This is a genomic window from Geothermobacter hydrogeniphilus (assembly GCF_002898515.1).
Lineage (GTDB): Bacteria > Desulfobacterota > Desulfuromonadia > Desulfuromonadales > Geothermobacteraceae > Geothermobacter_A.
In genome coordinates, this window is sequence record NZ_PPFX01000060.1 from 1 (window position 1) to 15,644 (window position 15,644).

10 protein-coding genes and 1 pseudogene are annotated in these 15,644 nt (G+C 53.5%); 1 reads left to right on the forward strand and 10 read right to left on the reverse strand.

Features of this window, described 5'->3' with window-relative positions; translation table 11 throughout:
* Positions 1-57: 57 nt before the first annotated feature.
* The 3 genes and pseudogenes from C2E25_RS18170 to C2E25_RS16650 form a co-directional block, all read right to left on the reverse strand.
* Positions 58-323, reverse strand: a pseudogene (locus C2E25_RS18170) (transposase); the annotation flags it as partial.
* Between the two features lie 130 nt (positions 324-453).
* Positions 454-3,738: a carboxyl transferase domain-containing protein gene (locus tag C2E25_RS16645; protein WP_103116844.1), complete on the reverse strand. Its 3,285-nt coding sequence runs from the start codon at positions 3,736-3,738 to the stop codon at positions 454-456.
* Entirely contained in the window at positions 3,735-5,444 is a 1,710-nt protein-coding gene (locus C2E25_RS16650) for an AMP-binding protein (RefSeq protein WP_103116845.1), read from the reverse strand. The genes C2E25_RS16645 and C2E25_RS16650 overlap by 4 nt, the downstream gene beginning before the upstream one ends.
* Positions 5,445-5,805: 361 nt before the next feature.
* Here C2E25_RS16650 and C2E25_RS16655 point away from each other — a divergent pair, with 361 nt between their 5' ends.
* Complete coding sequence (locus C2E25_RS16655; RefSeq protein WP_103116846.1) at positions 5,806-6,429, forward strand: TetR/AcrR family transcriptional regulator; 624 nt, start codon at positions 5,806-5,808, stop codon at positions 6,427-6,429.
* Between the two features lie 858 nt (positions 6,430-7,287).
* Here the strand turns inward: C2E25_RS16655 and C2E25_RS16665 are convergent.
* From C2E25_RS16665 to C2E25_RS16690, 7 genes are all read right to left on the reverse strand, one after another.
* The gene (locus C2E25_RS16665; RefSeq protein WP_103116847.1) at positions 7,288-9,420 is read right to left on the reverse strand and encodes a 3-hydroxyacyl-CoA dehydrogenase NAD-binding domain-containing protein; all 2,133 of its coding nucleotides are present in this window, start codon (positions 9,418-9,420) and stop codon (positions 7,288-7,290) included.
* 59 nt (positions 9,421-9,479) lie between these two features.
* A complete protein-coding gene (locus C2E25_RS18175) occupies positions 9,480-9,572 on the reverse strand; it encodes a hypothetical protein (RefSeq protein ID WP_199177471.1) in 93 nt (30 codons plus the stop codon).
* Positions 9,535-10,017: an SDR family NAD(P)-dependent oxidoreductase gene (locus tag C2E25_RS16670; RefSeq protein ID WP_199177473.1), complete on the reverse strand. Its 483-nt coding sequence runs from the start codon at positions 10,015-10,017 to the stop codon at positions 9,535-9,537. Before C2E25_RS16670 ends, C2E25_RS18175 begins: the two co-directional genes overlap by 38 nt.
* A gap of 269 nt (positions 10,018-10,286) precedes the next feature.
* Positions 10,287-11,261 carry an NADPH:quinone oxidoreductase family protein gene (locus tag C2E25_RS16675; protein WP_103116848.1) on the reverse strand — a complete coding sequence of 325 codons (975 nt, stop codon included), beginning with the start codon at positions 11,259-11,261 and terminating at the stop codon, positions 10,287-10,289.
* Between the two features lie 88 nt (positions 11,262-11,349).
* The gene (locus tag C2E25_RS16680) at positions 11,350-12,117 is read right to left on the reverse strand and encodes an SDR family NAD(P)-dependent oxidoreductase (RefSeq protein ID WP_158247321.1); all 768 of its coding nucleotides are present in this window, start codon (positions 12,115-12,117) and stop codon (positions 11,350-11,352) included.
* 113 nt (positions 12,118-12,230) lie between these two features.
* Entirely contained in the window at positions 12,231-13,715 is a 1,485-nt protein-coding gene (locus C2E25_RS16685; protein ID WP_103116850.1) for a 4-hydroxyphenylacetate 3-hydroxylase family protein, read from the reverse strand.
* A 90-nt stretch (positions 13,716-13,805) separates the two neighbouring features.
* Positions 13,806-15,380 carry a class I adenylate-forming enzyme family protein gene (locus C2E25_RS16690; protein ID WP_103116851.1) on the reverse strand — a complete coding sequence of 525 codons (1,575 nt, stop codon included), beginning with the start codon at positions 15,378-15,380 and terminating at the stop codon, positions 13,806-13,808.
* Positions 15,381-15,644 lie beyond the last annotated feature (264 nt).

Here is a 15,644-nt window from a genome sequence, read left to right on the forward strand (position 1 = left end):
TCGGTATCTTTCATGCGCTGAATGTTAATCTACCCACTCGATCAGGGGAAGAGCCGCTTTTTTTAAGATGTCACGCTCCATTTTCAGGCGTTGGTTTTCACGTCTGAGACGGCTGAGTTCTTCACAGCTTCTGAAGCCTGCTTTCCTTTGCCGGGAAAGGCCTCAACGGGATTCTCGCTGTATTGACGAATCCACTTGTAGAGCGTATTGGGGTGGACCTCCAGATCTCTGGCCACCTCGACAACAGACTGGTCGCTGCCGGTTATCAGGTTAACTGTCTCGACCTTGAATTCACGAGTGTACTTCCTTCTCTTCGAAACCATGCCAGTCCTCCTGACGCTGTTGTAGCAGCTTTTCGGACTGTCCACAATTTCGGGGGAAGGCCATACTGAATTCCTCCGTCGTTATGCATTATTGCATAGATGGTAGTTGCTTGAGTGTTTCCTCCAAGCCTTACCAAGTATCGATACAGGGGCGTTTCTTGCCTCTGCGCTGAGCAGGTTTCGGCGTTGCGGCTAAACCCCGTATGAGCCAGTCACGGCTTTCCATGGGGTCGATCACAGCATCCAACTCCAGATAGCTGGCGGTATTGATGGCCCTGCCTTCCTGGTACATCTTATCCACCTGCGCCTTAAAGACTTTTTCGCGCTCTTGCGGATCGTCAATGGTCTCCAGGTACTTGCGGGCGCCGATGCGCACCGCCCCCTCAATACCCATGGCGCCGAATTCACCGCTGGGCCAGGAGGCGGTAAGCACCGGCTCCGCAAAACCGCCGCCAGCCATGGCCATGGCTCCCAGGCCGTAACCCTTACGCAAAACAAAGGTAAACATCGGCACAGTCATGTTGGCCGCATGCACGAAGATACGCGAGATGTGGCGCACAGTGGCTTGCTTCTCTGCCTCGGGCCCGACCATAAAGCCCGGCGTGTCACACAAGGAGATAATAGGGATGTCGTGGGCGTCACACAGTTGGATAAAGCGTGCGATCTTGTCACCGGCATCGGCGTCAATAGCACCACCGAGGTAACGTGGATCATTGGCAAACAAACCAAAGGGCATGCCTTCGATGCGTACCAGCGCGGTAATCACGCTCTTGGCAAAGTGTTGACGTAGTTCCAGTACCGAATCCACATCGGCCAGGATTTCGATAACTTCACGAACATCGTAAACCTGCATGCGGTTTTCCGGGATGATATGACGCAGTTTACGTTGGTCGTAGGTCTCCCACTGCTGCAGATCACCCTGGAAGTAAGACAGGTATTTCTTGGTGACTGCTACCGCTTCGCTTTCGTCTTCGACCAGGATGTCGATTACGCCGTTATGCGATTGAATGCCAACCGGGCCTATCTCCTCCGGTTTGAAGGAACCCAGACCTCCGCCTTCGATCATTGCGGGCCCTGCCATACCAATACTGGCAGCTTTGGTGGCAATGGTTACGTCGCAGATGCCAAATAGGGCAGCGTTACCCGCAAAGCAATTGCCGGCCACGATGGAGACAGTGGGTACCAGCCCAGACAACTCGCCGAGGGCGGCAAAGGTGTGCAGGTTCAGATAAGCCACACCGGGATAGTCGGTATCGGAGGGGCGGCCACCGGCACCTTCGGCAAAAATCACCAACGGCAGCTTCCACTTTTTGGTAATTTCCAATAAGCGATCGGTTTTCTTGTGGTTGATAATGCCCTGCGAGCCGGCCATCACCGTATAGTCGTAGGCCATAACTGCGCAACGCGAGGCTTCCTTGCTGAACAGATTGCCGTTCACCATACCGATACCGGTCACTTTGCCGTCGGCAGGACTAATCTCCACCAGTTTATCGACGCTGTGTTTCTGACGTTGGGCTGCCAAAGCCATGGCACCATACTCGTTAAAGCTGCCTTCATCCAGCAGGTCGGCAATATTTTCCCGGGTGCTGCGCTTACCCTGAGCATGGCGTTTGGCTACCGCGCCTGCGCGGTACTCATCGCTGTTCTGCGCCTGCCGTTCCAGCAGCTCAGCCAGATCGGCACGGATATAGTCAAGATCAATAGCTTCTTCGGTTTGGTTGCGCTCGATGCAAACTTCACTGGGCTGAAGTATTACCAGCAACTGCCCCTCATCGACGATCATGCCCTCTTCGCTGACCAGTACCTCGATGACAATCCCGTCCTCACTCGCCTTGACCGGGATCTCCATCTTCATCGCTTCTATGGTGGCGATCACCTGCCCATCGTAAACTTCATCTCCCTCTGCTACATAGGTACAGACTAGCGTACCGGCAGAGGGAGAGAGCAAACCTTCACAGCCATCGGGCACGGTAACGGCTTGTTGTTTGCTGGCACTGTTCTGCTCCGCCGGAAAAAACAGCTCATCGTGACTAGCATCGGCCAGCAGGCCAGCAACATTGGATTCTACAAATTGAGTGTTGAGGGTATTGTTTTGTACTTCCGGGGTGCGGATCAAGTTCATCAACAGCTGTTTGTTACTGCAGACACCGTCGATCTGCAGTTCGCGCAGACTGCGGTAAACCTTGTTGAGGACCGCTTTATAATGCTCGCCCTTGGCAATCACCTTGGCCCCCAACGAGTCGTAGCTTGGGCTGACCCTGTAACCAGCGTAGATGTAGTCGTCCACGCGAATGCCGTAGCCGTTAGGCACTTGGTAAGCTTTGATCACACCGGAAGACGGTTTGGCACTGCCGTCGGGCAACATTTTTTCCAGGTTAATACGGGCCTGGATGGCACAGCCGGTTTTAATTGGTGCCTGTTCCAGCCCTAACTCGGCCAATGTCTTGCCCGCAGCCAGAAGAATCTGGTTTTTAACCAGATTGAGGCCGGTAATTTCTTCGGTAATGGTGTGCTCAACCTGAATGCGCGGGTTGATTTCCATAAAGTAGAACTTGCTGTGATTGTCGGCGTCCAGCAGAAATTCAAAAGTACCCAAGCCCTGGTACTTTACATCGGAGGCTAGCCGCAGTGCCGCTTCTATAATGGGCATACGGGTGTCGTTATCCAGACTGGGGCTGGGGGCAATTTCCAGTAGCTTCTGGTTGCGTCGTTGAAGCGTGCACTCTCGCTCCCAGGCATGCACGGCGGCACCGGTGCCATCACCGAGAATTTGCACCTCTATATGACGGGCACGCGGAACCAACTGCTCTACATAAAGATCACCGCGACCAAAGGAGATAATGGCTTCTTCGCGGCACTGATAATAGGCGCGCTCCAGTTGGTCGAACTCCGTGACCGGACGCATGCCGCGGCCACCACCGCCGGCTAGCGCCTTGATCATCACCGCAGCACCGTCATCTAAGCTGTTAAAAAAATCTTTCACTTCTTCCAGCGTACAGCTTTTGTTGATGCCTCTGGTTAGAGGCGTTCCGCTTTTAATGGCGGCTTTGCGCGCGGTGGCTTTGTTGCCCAACAGTTCCAACAGTTCTCCCGAAGGGCCGATAAAGGTGATCCCCTTTTCAGCACAACGGCTGGAGAACTCTGAGTTTTCAGAAAGAAATCCGTAACCGGGGTGCACGGCATTGCAACCGTGTTGCATAGCGATATCAATCAGTTGTTCTATATCCAGATAAGCTTTGACGCCGTAGCCGGGCAAAGGCACGGCTATATCCGCTTTCTTGGTGTGCAACGATTGGCTGTCGTCCTCGGCAAACACCGCCAGGCTCTCGATTCCCATGTCAGCACAGGTACGGGCAATGCGAATGGCAATCTCACCACGGTTGGCGATCAGAATGCGTTTGAAGACTGGACTCATAGCGCTTTCTCCAACTCCACTTTTCTGATCTTTCCGGTAGCTGTCATCGGCATCTGAGCCATCAGTTTGATCTCTGGCACCTTGAACACCGCCATCGCGTTTTTGCACCAGGACCGTAGTGACTCTTCTGTTTCTTCATAGCCGGGCTTGAGGGTTATGAAGGCCACGGGCACCTGGCCCTTCTTCTCGTCCGACCGGCCGATAACGCCACAGGAAGCGACTGATGGGTGTTGTCCTATGATGGCCTCGATTTCGGTGGGGAACACGCTCATGCCGTTAACCTTGAGCATCTCCTTGCGGCGGCCCATATAGCGGATAAAGCCCTCTTTGGTGACCATGCCCAGATCACCTGTACGGATCCAGCCGCCTTCGGCGAACAGGTCGGCGCTGGCCTTAGGGTTGTTAAAATAGCCCTTCAGTGCAGTCGCTGTGCGGATCAGAATCTCGCCCTCATCCCCCAGCGGCTTGAGCTCTCCGGTGGTAAAGTCACATATCTTGAATTCGGTGCCAGGAACCGGAAGGCCGACAAAGACCGGATCAAAGGAAAGGTCAAAGTCGTTGTCTTGGAGTCCCTTTGTAAAAGTGTCGCAGGTGTGGGTTTCGGTCATGCCGAACGCGGCCTCAAAGATGGTACTCCCGGTCAGCTTGCGCCAGCGATTGCGATAATCCTTGTTCAGTTTTTTGATAAACGAGATACAGGGAGTGGTATCAATCGAGCTAAGATCGTAATCATTCAGCGTCGGGGTGTTGAGCACCTCATCGATACTGTCCACCAGCATGACACAGCTGTTGACCTTGTAATACTGCACAGCTTCCAAAAAGGATACTGCGTCCCAGCGCGCCAGCAATACCAGAGTGTTACCTGCGAACATCGGGAACAACATGCCGGCATTTTCACCGGCGATCCAGAACTCGGGCAGGAAGTTCAGCATGATGCTGTTGCTAGCCTCACCACTGTAATTGCCGAAAACGACGGGTGAGAAGGCGGCGGCAGTACCGATGATATTGCGGTGAGTGTGTTCGCAGCCTTTCGGCAGCCCGGTCGTACCGCCGGTATAGTTCAGCGCAAATACATCATCAAGCGCAGGGACATAGTCAAGAGGCTCGTCTGAAACGCTTGCCAGTGCCCGATAGAGGTCCAGAATGTCCTCTTTCAGCTCAACTTTAGGGGCATGGAACAGGTCCGGCAACGGGATGGTGGGGTTTTCCGGGGTCAGCTCACTGTAGCTAGTCGCCATCACATGCTTGATGCCCAGGTCCTTACATACCGGATGCACAATTGACAGCAAACCGTCGAAACAGAGCACCACTTTGGGCTTGCTGTCGCCCAACTGGTAGCGCAACTCCATTTCCTTGGAAAGCGGGCTGACGGGCACATAGATAGCACCGCACTTCATGATACCGAAATATGCGATATGAAGCTGCGGGCAGTTGGGCATGAACACGGCGACACCATCTCCCGGCTGAATGCCGAGATTGCGGAGCAGATTGGCAAACTGGTTACTTAGTTTGTCCAGTTCAGCGTAACTGAGGTCATAGCCATAAAAGTGAATAGCTGGCCTGCTGGGGGCCTCTTGCGCCCAGGCGCGCAGGTATTCGCTCAGCGGCTTTTCACCCTTGGGATATTGGGGGGTGGTCGGTGTACCCGCGGGCCAGTTCTTGGCCCAAAGTTGCCGGAGGTTGTCAAGGTAAGCTTGTTCGTTCATGTTACTAACCTTTGTTATATGTGATGGGCTACCCCCTGACCGTTCAGAGCTACTAAAACGAGGAGGAGGTTAGGGCTTATATAAAACAATGTTATATACACTGTATTTTTTTGTCAACGGTAATTTTCTAGTTGCTAAATTTTTTGTCCTGGAGGAGTAATTGACAACCGCTGTACTATTGTGTCAGCATTGAAGGCTTGACGATTTGCCGAGAAACTGCTTCCCGGCGAGGCACCTCTTGAATGGTTGCAACACGTTAATATTACTATAAAGCGACTTCCGAATTGCCCCAGACTGAAAGCCGAAACTGTCTAGGGCCTTATCTTCGGGTTTTCTGGTCGTTATTTTATTGGGAGAACTGATGGGATTACGTGAACGCAAGAAACAGCAAACCCGGTTGACGCTGCTAGAGATTGCAAAAACGCTGTTTTCCGAAATGGAGTATGAAGAGGTGAAAATCGATGAGATTGCCGACCGTGCAATGATCAGCCAGAAAACCTTCTTCAACTACTTTTCGAGCAAGGCAGTGCTACTTGAGGAGTTGCTGCTGAATTGGCTGGAAGAGATGAACATCTGGGCCTATGAGACCGACCTGGAGCTCAGCCTGAAGTCGGCTATTGTTCCGCCGAACCTGGATCAAATTCAGGAATGGATCATTAACCACCGGCATATTTTAAAGATGATCATGCAGCACACCGACCTGCTTGATTCGATCTACAGTGCTGAGGACGGCAAACAAGACAAGAATACTTTGTTCCCTGTCGAGTATCGCAAACCCCGACTGGAACGGGTGAAAAAAGCCCAGGAGCAAGGAATTATCCGTGCCGATCTAACCCCCGACCTGGTATGCGATTTATACGATTATCTGCGCATCGATATCGTTCAATTCTGGCTATCTCTACCTGACGAGAAGGCCACCCCGGCTGAGTATAAGAAACGTTACAATCAGATGTTGGATGTGCTCCTCAGGGGGCTGGCGCCTTAGTATTCCTCCCCACCCAAGGGTTATCCCGCCAGCTATAAAAACAGGCTCTGGATGTCCGCAGTATGCAGACCGCCTAGTTCTGGTTCTGTCGTGGTCAAGTAAAAATGGAGGTCGGCGAAACAGGAAAGTAACTTTTGCACTGCCTTCCCCAAGGAGAGCATATCACCACCGACCGTGCTATATGTCAAAGTTAACCCGAGCGACCAGCCCCGGCGATAGCAATATCAATGGATGCTTGTGAACGTCCAAACCGACAAAAGCTGTGCTAGAGTTTTTCGAGATCTGCCTCCTTTGGTTAGGAGGCTGTCCGAGAATCCATGACCGGCTACAAACCCAGCTGTTTGGTCCATATTTCAGTCCCTTTGGTCCATAGCTACGGTTATGAGCTCTCAAACGAGCCAAAATCTGTGTTCAAACTGCTGGATTTTCGTTTCGGCCCTTATTCTCGGACAGCCTCCCGGGTTGCTTATGCTTCAAGCTATGCATGTGGCTCCAAGTGATTTTCACGCAATCCACGTTTAACAAGGGGACAGGTCACTTTTTACGTGTGAACCATTGTAACTACTCAGCGACAATATTAATCTGTCATTCCCGAGGGTATAATCGGGAATCCAAACCTATAAAAACGTAGTTCCCCGATAGAATCATTCGGGGATGACAGACGTTATTGCCAACAGTTCATATTGTACTGAATCGTTATGAACTATTTTGCCTAGTGACTCGTGCGGCTCATCCTATTCTTTAATTCTGGCCCCTTTTGCTCGCTGTCTGCGTTGCTCATCTTTGACTTAACACAGGCTAGGTCTGCATCGGCACGTCTTGACAGCAAACAAAATGACTCAGAATGATGCGTCACGATTAACCGCACGGGCCACTAGGACTGTAGTCCTTGAACTTTTTTCCTTCAGCCGCCAGCTTCACCAGCAGCGGTGCCGGCTTGAACCAGATTTCGCCATTACGCAGGCTCTCCCGATACTTATTTAATCCTGCCAGCACGGTGTCCAGGCCGATTTCGTCGGCGTATTGCATTGGGCCACCGCGGTAAACCGGGAAGCCAAAACCGTAAGCCAGTACGATATCGATATCACTGGAGCGGTAGGCGATCCCCTCTTCCAGAATCCGGGCGCATTCGTTGATGATGGGGTAGATCGTACGCTCCAGAATCTCCTGGTCACTCAATGTACGCTGTTCAACACCAAGCTCTTCAGCGGCTTGTGCGGCCAGCTGCATCACTTCAGGGTCTTCCCGCTTGTTGCGACCCTCATAGATATACATTCCACGACCGCTCTTCTGACCGTAACGTCCGAGTTCGAAAAGTTTATGACTGATCGCCCCATACGTCGGGTCCAGGTCGATGGTTTGAGCTTTACGATCAGCACGGGTCTGGACCACGATATCGATTCCTGCCAGGTCAACCACCGACGGCAGTCCCATCGGCATACCGAAGTCAGTATGGACCTTGTCAATTTGGGCAGGGGTGGCGCCTTCGAGGATAGCAGCCATCGATTCGCGGAAGTAGGGTTCGGTAGCGCGGTTGCCGATAAAGCCCCAGCATACACCCGATACCACCGGAACTTTCTTGATCACTTGTGCCAGTTTAACCGTCGTCAGCAGCACATCGTTGCCAGTCTGGTCAGCGCGTACGATCTCCAGCAGGCGCATCACGTTGGCGGGACTGAAGAAGTGCAGCCCCAGCACATCTTGAGGTCGACTGGTGACACGGGCGATTTCATTCACATCCAGAGTCGAGGTGTTGGTCGCCAGGATGGCACCAGGTTTACAGATCTGGTCCAGCGTCTTGAACACAGTTTGCTTGATATCCATTCGCTCGAAAACTGCTTCGATCACCAAATCTACATCCGCCAAGTCGGCGTAGTCGGTGGTACTTTCGAGCAGTGCCATCCGCTGTTCAACCTGCTCTGTCGTCAGACGCCCTTTTTTAGCCGTGCTTTCGTAGTTCTTGCGGATTACACTGACACCGCGCTCAAGCGTTTCGTCATTGAGGTCGAGAATGACCGTGGGAATGCCCACATTGAGAAAGTTCATCGCGATACCGCCACCCATCGTGCCGGAACCGATAACCGCGACCTTGTTGATCTCGCGCACTGGCGTTGCTTTGGGGTTAATACCAGGAATTTTGCTGACAGTGCGCTCGGCGAAAAAGAGGTGTTGCTGAGCGCGCGCCTGTGGTGATGCCAGGCACTCCATAAACAGCTCGGCCTCTTTCTGTATCCCTTCCTTCAACGGAAGCTTGCAGGCGGCCTCGACCGCCTGGATGCAACGCTCAGGAGCAAACAAACCACGGGTTTTTGGTGCGATGGCGGCACGGAACTCGGTAAAATAGTTTTCGGGCAACTCGCTGGTATCGACGCGCTTGTCGGCGCAGCTACGCTTGGCGGCTGAACTGCTGAGCAGTTCCTGGGCATAGGCGATGGCTGCGTCAAGAAATTCTTCAGGCCCGGTATGGATTCGGTCGATAACGCCGGTTTCAGCTAGCTGCTTGACCGAATAGGGCCTGCCACTGGTTATCATCTCCAGCGCCAGCGGCACACCGGCGATTCGCGGCATCCGTTGGGTACCCCCCGCACCCGGCAGCAGCCCGAGGTTCACTTCGGGCAGCCCCAGCTTAGCAGCGGGTAGTGCGATTCGGTAATCGCAGGCCAAGGTCAGCTCGCATCCCCCGCCTAAAGCCATGCCGTTAATGGCGGCGATCACCAGCTTGGGAGCACCTTCCAGGGCTTCACAGACCTGCGGCAGAATTGGAGCTGTGGTTGCACCACCGGTGGCAAACTCGCTGATGTCGGCGCCGCCGCAAAACAGTTTGGATGATGAAGCCAGCACGATCGCCTCGACACTGTCATCGGCGCAGGCGCGTTCGAGGTTGGCCAGAATACTCTTGCGAAGTTCCAGTCCCAAGCCATTGATCGGCGGCTGGGCCAAGGTGATCACCGCGACCTGATCGCGAACTTGGTATTGGGTAGCATCGGTCATAACGTTTATCCTTTATTGGTGTTGTTTGGGATGAGGGTGGCATGTGGTCCGGGTACGGCTTACATCGCCGAGATGCCACCATCAGCTGCAATCGCCTGTCCGGTCATATAGGAGTTATCCGGGTCGATGATATGCAACATTGTGTTGACCATCTCTTCGGGTTCCCCCATGCGCTTCATCGGCGCCCCCCGAAACGACCAGCTCGGCCACCTCTGGGGCGACTCCCTGGGTCACCATCGGCGTCGAGCTAAAGAACGGACAAATCGCGTTGACTCGCACTTTTTTGCGGGCAAATTCCAGCGCTGCGGTTTTGCTTATGCCAACCACCGCGTGTTTGGCGGCAACATAGGGGGCGAGCTTGGGGGCACCGTTGAGCCCGGCCATCGATGCCACGTTGAGGATGGTGCCTCCGCCCCGTTTGAGCATATGCGGGATCTGGTGTTTCATGTCGAAGAAAACACTCTTGGCGTTGATGTTGAAATTGAGGTCCATCTCTTCTTCGGTGACTTCCAGCAGGCTTTTCATCAGCGTCGAGACCCCGGCATTGTTAACGGCGATATCCAAGCGACCAAAGGTGGCTACGGTGCATTCAGGCATGTCTTGTATTCCATATAGTTAACGCCTCTTCTACACTGTCACACCAACCTGTTCCCGGCCTTATCTGACACCCATCATTGTTGCAACTTATCCATACTCCTCCCCAACCGTCTTTAATAGTATTGGGTGTTTCCCCACACCAAGGGCAACTACTTATGGGGGTTTCATCGATAATTTCCTGATCTTTTATCTCTGCCGATTTCATAATCTCCGTCTCCCCTGTCCCAGTGTCGAACTGTCCCCTGAACTGGAGGGATAAATCACCCACACTAAGGAACCAGAACCAGCTTACCTTTAACTTTCCTCTGTGCGACCAGGTGCAGTGCCTCGGCTGCCGAACTTAATGGAAAAGTTTTATCAATAAGTGGTCTCACCTTCCCCTGCTCGTACCAACGAAACAGTTCCGCCATATTATTCGCATAGTCCTTGGGTTGATAGCGGGTGAAAGACCCCCAGAAAACACCGATCACGCTGTAGCCCTTGACCAGGGCCAGGTTCACCGGAAACTGCGGAATATCGCCTGAGGCGAAGCCAATAACAAGCAACCGCCCGTTCCAGGCCATGGCCCGCGCACACCGGTTAAAAGCCTCTCCGCCGACCGGATCGAAGACCACATCCACGCCCCGATTCTTTGTGATCGACATAAGTGACTTGCGAAGATCTGCATTGCGGTAATTGATCAGTTCATCCGCACCAGAGTCCGCAGCCAGAGAGAGCTTTTCCTCATCGGAGCAGACAGCGATCACACGGGCGCCCATCGCCTTACCGATCTGCACAGCAGCAAGTCCGGTTCCTCCGGCAGCTCCCAGGACAGCTAGCGTTTCACCGGGCTGCAATTTGCCCCGCTGCTTCAGGGCGTGGTGGGCCGTACCGTAAGCACAAGGAAGTACGGCCGCATGCGTATCGCTCATCGCATCTGGAATCGCAATCGCTGCTGCAGTGTCCAGACACAGTTTTTCCGCATAGCCACCGGTCATTGTACTGGCAAGAATCCGATCCCCCAGTTTCAAGTTGCTCACGTCAGGACCGACAGCTTCGACCACACCGGCAACTTCTATCCCCGGAACAAATGGCAGTTCCGGCTTATACTGGTAGAGACCCTGAACCAACAGACCATCAGGAAAGTTGACCCCGATTGCCTTGGTTGCCAGAACAACCTGACCGGGGCCAGCTTGCGGGTCCGGAACCTCGGAATATTCTATCTCTTCAATGGAACCGAAGGCATTACAAACGATAGCTTTCATGGTTTTCCCTTTACGCCAAACAACCTGAAGTTTCTGTTCGAGGGAGCCTTGGGGCGAATTTGCGTGTCACGGATCGCCAAACCCCGCTTCAGCTAGCCAACGTACCCCCGTCGATCGGCAAAACGGTACCCGTCACATAAGAGGATGCGTCAGAAGCGAAATAAAGCGCAGCGCCAACAACATCTTCAGGCTTGCCAAAAAAGCCGATCGGAACCCGCCGCAGCAACGGTTCCGAATGTTTGACGGACTGAGTGACCCCCATGGTAAGGTCCGTTTTCAGAATCGAGGGCGCCAGGGCATTCACGGTTATGTTGTACTTGGCCCATTCGACCGCCAGGGTTTTGGTAATCTGCAGCAGCCCCCCTTTGGTTGCGGCATACGTCACCTGACCCGGCATCCCGAGCAGCCCCCCGAGCGATGCCATATTGATAATCCGACCTGACTTCTGATCCATCATGACTTTACCGACCTCTCGCGCGAGCAGAAAGGGCGCGACCAGGTTGACCTGCAACATCTTAGCCCACATGTCGCTGGTCACCTCATGCGACCAGGTCACCCAGGGGCTGATCCCCGCGTTGTTGACCAGGATATCGATCTGCCCGTAACGTTCCATCGTTTTGACAACGAGATTCAGCAGGTCTTGATCCTGACTAACGTCACACTTGACGGCGAAACCTTCGCCCCCCCTCTGCTCCATATCAGCGACAAGCCGATTCAGATCTTCCAGATTTCTTGCAGCGACGACTACCTTGGCGCCAGCATCTGCATAGCCGTTGGCTACAGCCTTCCCAAGCCCCCTGCTGGCTCCGGTGATAATTGCCACTTTTCCTTCAAGTGAGAAAAGATTCTTTTTCATCTTCAAATCCTTCTTGAATATGCCTGTCAAGCTCATAAAATCCAGCGACTGTAACGGGACACCCAATGCATCAGGGCGCTTGGCATCTATTCCATTTTCAGTCGTTGCCCCGACTATTTTTTGCCGGACTTTTTGGCAGGTGACATCCCGGCAAGATTTCTGACAATATCTTTCCTGGCCTTGACATCGTACTGACTGGTAATGGCGATCTGCTCCATTACTGGCGAACCACCGCCATGGAAACCGCCCATGGTCAGAGAACTGCCATAAGAGGAACAGGTCATTTCACTCAGGTACATCCAAAACTTGACCTGATCCTCCACCTCCATATCGGGATTGCGCTTCAGATATTTCTCCATGAAGGGCTTGATCTCTTCGTTGAGCAGGTCCGCCTCATAGGGGAAGGTCGCCGGCATGCCGCCAGCGATATCGCAGAGAATCTCCTGCTCGTGAAAGACCGACTCCCCGCTGAGGCAGCGGCCGACGTTAGCATAAATGGAATCGGGGATGTAGCCTCCGGGTCCGTAGGGCACACTACCGTAACCAGGCATGTAGACCTCCGGCTTTCCTTTGGCCGAGGCGGTGAAGCCGGCAGCATAGCCGAGTTCGGTAATCATGATCAGTTCCGCCAGCTTTTCACGGACGTGAGGGGCCTTTTCAATGCCGTTGACCTCGGCGGCCATGGCGGCCATTCCCATGATGATGTCGCCAACGGCCGGCTTACAGCCGGAATAGCTGTGCCGGTGAAAGAGTGCAAACAACAGGGCACAGATGCCGCCATGCTGAGTTTCGCCACAGAGGAAGACCCGCTCCCAGGGGACGAAAACATCGTCGAAGATGACGTAGGAATCGATATAGCCGGGCTCAAAACCGCGCTTGATTTCTTTGCGGTCACGCGGGTTATGGACGTGGATGACCTGCTTGACTCCCTCATGGTCACCGGGCACGGCAAAAGCAACGGCATAATCGCCCTCGTCCGGGCCGAGGGCCCTGGTGGGAATAACGATAATTTCGTCGGCAGTGGACGCCTGGGTGATATGTACCTTACATCCACGCACCACGATACCGTCTTCGCGCCGCTCGACCACATGTACATAGGCATCCGGATCGGACTGTTCGATCGGACGCTTCATTCGTTCGCCCTTGACGTCGGTCTGGGCACAGGTGGCCACCAGGTCTTCCTTCTGAAAACGCTCCAGCCATTTCAGAAAATTCTGGTGATAATTAGTCTTGCCCTTGTTTGCCTTGTCTGCCTCGAAAGAGACCGCATTGACGGCGTTCAGGGCATCAACCCCCATGCAACGTTGAATGCAGTAGCCAACCCCACGGCACAGTTCACGGGTCATGTCCTGCTTCTTGTGCAGATCATCCACACTCTGATGCACATGGCAGAAACGGTTGATTTTTTCGCCGGTCAGATGCGACTCCGCGGTACACAGATCCTCCATTTCAGGATCTTGAGCAGCCTCGAATGTTCTCCCCATGACGTTCAGGGACGGCGCAATGACCTCATGGTCGCGGCCGATTTTCTCGCCATTGAAATAAAGGTTGTGCTTCATACCCTTGAGTCGCTCAATATACTGCTCTTTGGATCTCATTATTTAGCTCTCCTTACAATTTAAGCCTTCAGCATCTGTGCACCGAAAACTGTTCCGCAACTGCGATCTTAAATCCGCCATCCACAGCAGCTATGCATCCAACAGCTCTGCCCGAATACGTTTTTTGTCTATCTTGCCGGTCGGGTTAAGCGGCAGGGCATCGACGAAACGGATATCCCTGGGGCGCTTGTAATCGGCCAGTTTGTCAGTGGTAAAGTCATGAAGTTCCTCAGCGGTCAGAGCCCCTTCATCCTTCATGACGACAAAGGCCAGGATGTCCTCGCCCAGTTGCGCATGGGGCTTGGCGAGGACCGCACACTGTTTAACGGCCGGGTGTTCGTAAAGAACGCTCTCAACTTCAACCGAATAGACGTTGTTGCCGCCCCGAACGATCATGTCTTTGGCTCGGTCGGTGTAGTAAAGGTAGCCTTCAGAATCGCAATAGCCCATGTCGCCGGTATAAAGCCAACCGTCACGTAAAGCCTCGGCCGTTGCTTCCGGGTTTTTGTAGTATTCCTTCATGATGTTCGGTCCACGCAGAACGATCTGTCCGACTTTACCGATCGGCATGTCCTTGCCATCGTTATCAACAATCCGAAACTCCTGGTAGGGAGCCAAGGGGTTGCCGATCGAACCGATTTTGCGTTTCGCGTCGGCGGCGCTAAGCGTTGTCCCTCCGGTCCCCGCTTCGGTCAGGGCATAACTATTGAAAATCTTAATTCCGGGCCAGGCGGCATCCAGTTTGCGAATCACCTCTTCGGGCATCGCGGCCGCACCGGAAATCAGCTTATTGAGGGAAGTGGTGTCAAACTCCTTGAACTTCGGGTGGCTCAGCAAATAGATGAACATCGCCGGTGCACCGCCATAGCAGGTCGACTTCTCCCGGGCCATGGTTTCAAGGGTGCTTTCCACGTCAAACTCGGCTTCGAGGACCACGCGAAAACCATAATAAAGCCACATCATTACTACCGAACTGCAGCCACTGGAGGTAAAGAAGGGAAAAACGTTCTGCACGGTTGGAGCCCCATAGTGAAGCCGTGAAAAACCGAAGGAGGCCCCCATTAACTTGCCACAAGAGACTTTGTTCCCTTCGGTCAGCACCACACCCTTTGGCAGACCGGTGGTGCCGCTGGTGTAGAGGATATCGGCTACATCTTCAGAGCGGATCGTCACTGGCGGAACCTCGCCATCGTTATCGATCAGTTCAGTGTAGGAAACTGCCCAATCCGGCAACTCAACTCCTTTTTTTTCCAGACCGATGATCTTTTCGACCGAGAGCTGCTCGCGGATTTCATTCAGCTGCCCGAGGAATTCGGCACCTGCGACAATAAAATCAGCATCAGAGTTTGCCACGATGTGCGAGACCTCGCGCGGAACCAGGCGCACGTTGATCGGCACGAAGACCGCACCAAGCTTATGAATGCCTAGGTAGAGGTGGTAGCATTCGATGGAGTTGGTCAGCATAAAAGCGACCTTCTGTCCTTGTTTCACACCGACTGCCGCCAGTCCACCGGCAACCCTGTCGGAGGCTTCATCAACTTCCTGCCACCTCTGCCGGACCCAGTCACCCATACGATACCGGACCGAAACAACAGCCTCGCGGGCAGCGAAGTCGGTCACATTCCTTTTCAATAACTCAATAATTGTCTGCGGCGATTGCCACATGATGCTCTCCCTTTACCATTTACGGTTCCACCTACCCAGGGTCAATCCAGCCGGAATACCTGAACGGGTCACCAGCCCTCGAGCAGGCCGCCCTGACCTTCCCTTGGCTGGTACATTCATCCCGACTTCGAATAACATTCCTACGGCCTTTATTGTAGGCTCGTCAGCAGAATCTGTGGAGATAATCAGGTTCCGGCAACTTGCCAAGCTCGTGATATAGGGCGATTTGCAGGCATTTGAGGGTTCGAAACCCGTAGGCTTTTC

What these genes read in the sequence shown, in the direction of transcription:
- C2E25_RS16645 (WP_103116844.1), bottom strand. Translation starts at nt 3,738, where the DNA reads ATGAGTCCAGTCTTCAAACGCATTCTGATCGCCAACCGTGGTGAGATT.
- C2E25_RS16665 (WP_103116847.1), bottom strand. Translation starts at nt 9,420, where the DNA reads ATGACCGATGCTACCCAATACCAAGTTCGCGATCAGGTCGCGGTGATC.
- C2E25_RS16670 (WP_199177473.1), bottom strand. Translation starts at nt 10,017, where the DNA reads ATGCCTGAATGCACCGTAGCCACCTTTGGTCGCTTGGATATCGCCGTT.
- C2E25_RS16675 (WP_103116848.1), bottom strand. Translation starts at nt 11,261, where the DNA reads ATGAAAGCTATCGTTTGTAATGCCTTCGGTTCCATTGAAGAGATAGAA.
- C2E25_RS16690 (WP_103116851.1), bottom strand. Translation starts at nt 15,380, where the DNA reads ATGTGGCAATCGCCGCAGACAATTATTGAGTTATTGAAAAGGAATGTG.
- C2E25_RS16655 (WP_103116846.1), top strand. Translation starts at nt 5,806, where the DNA reads ATGGGATTACGTGAACGCAAGAAACAGCAAACCCGGTTGACGCTGCTA.
- C2E25_RS18175 (WP_199177471.1), bottom strand. Translation starts at nt 9,572, where the DNA reads ATGGTCAACACAATGTTGCATATCATCGACCCGGATAACTCCTATATG.
- C2E25_RS16685 (WP_103116850.1), bottom strand. Translation starts at nt 13,715, where the DNA reads ATGAGATCCAAAGAGCAGTATATTGAGCGACTCAAGGGTATGAAGCAC.
- C2E25_RS16650 (WP_103116845.1), bottom strand. Translation starts at nt 5,444, where the DNA reads ATGAACGAACAAGCTTACCTTGACAACCTCCGGCAACTTTGGGCCAAG.
- C2E25_RS16680 (WP_158247321.1), bottom strand. Translation starts at nt 12,117, where the DNA reads ATGAAAAAGAATCTTTTCTCACTTGAAGGAAAAGTGGCAATTATCACC.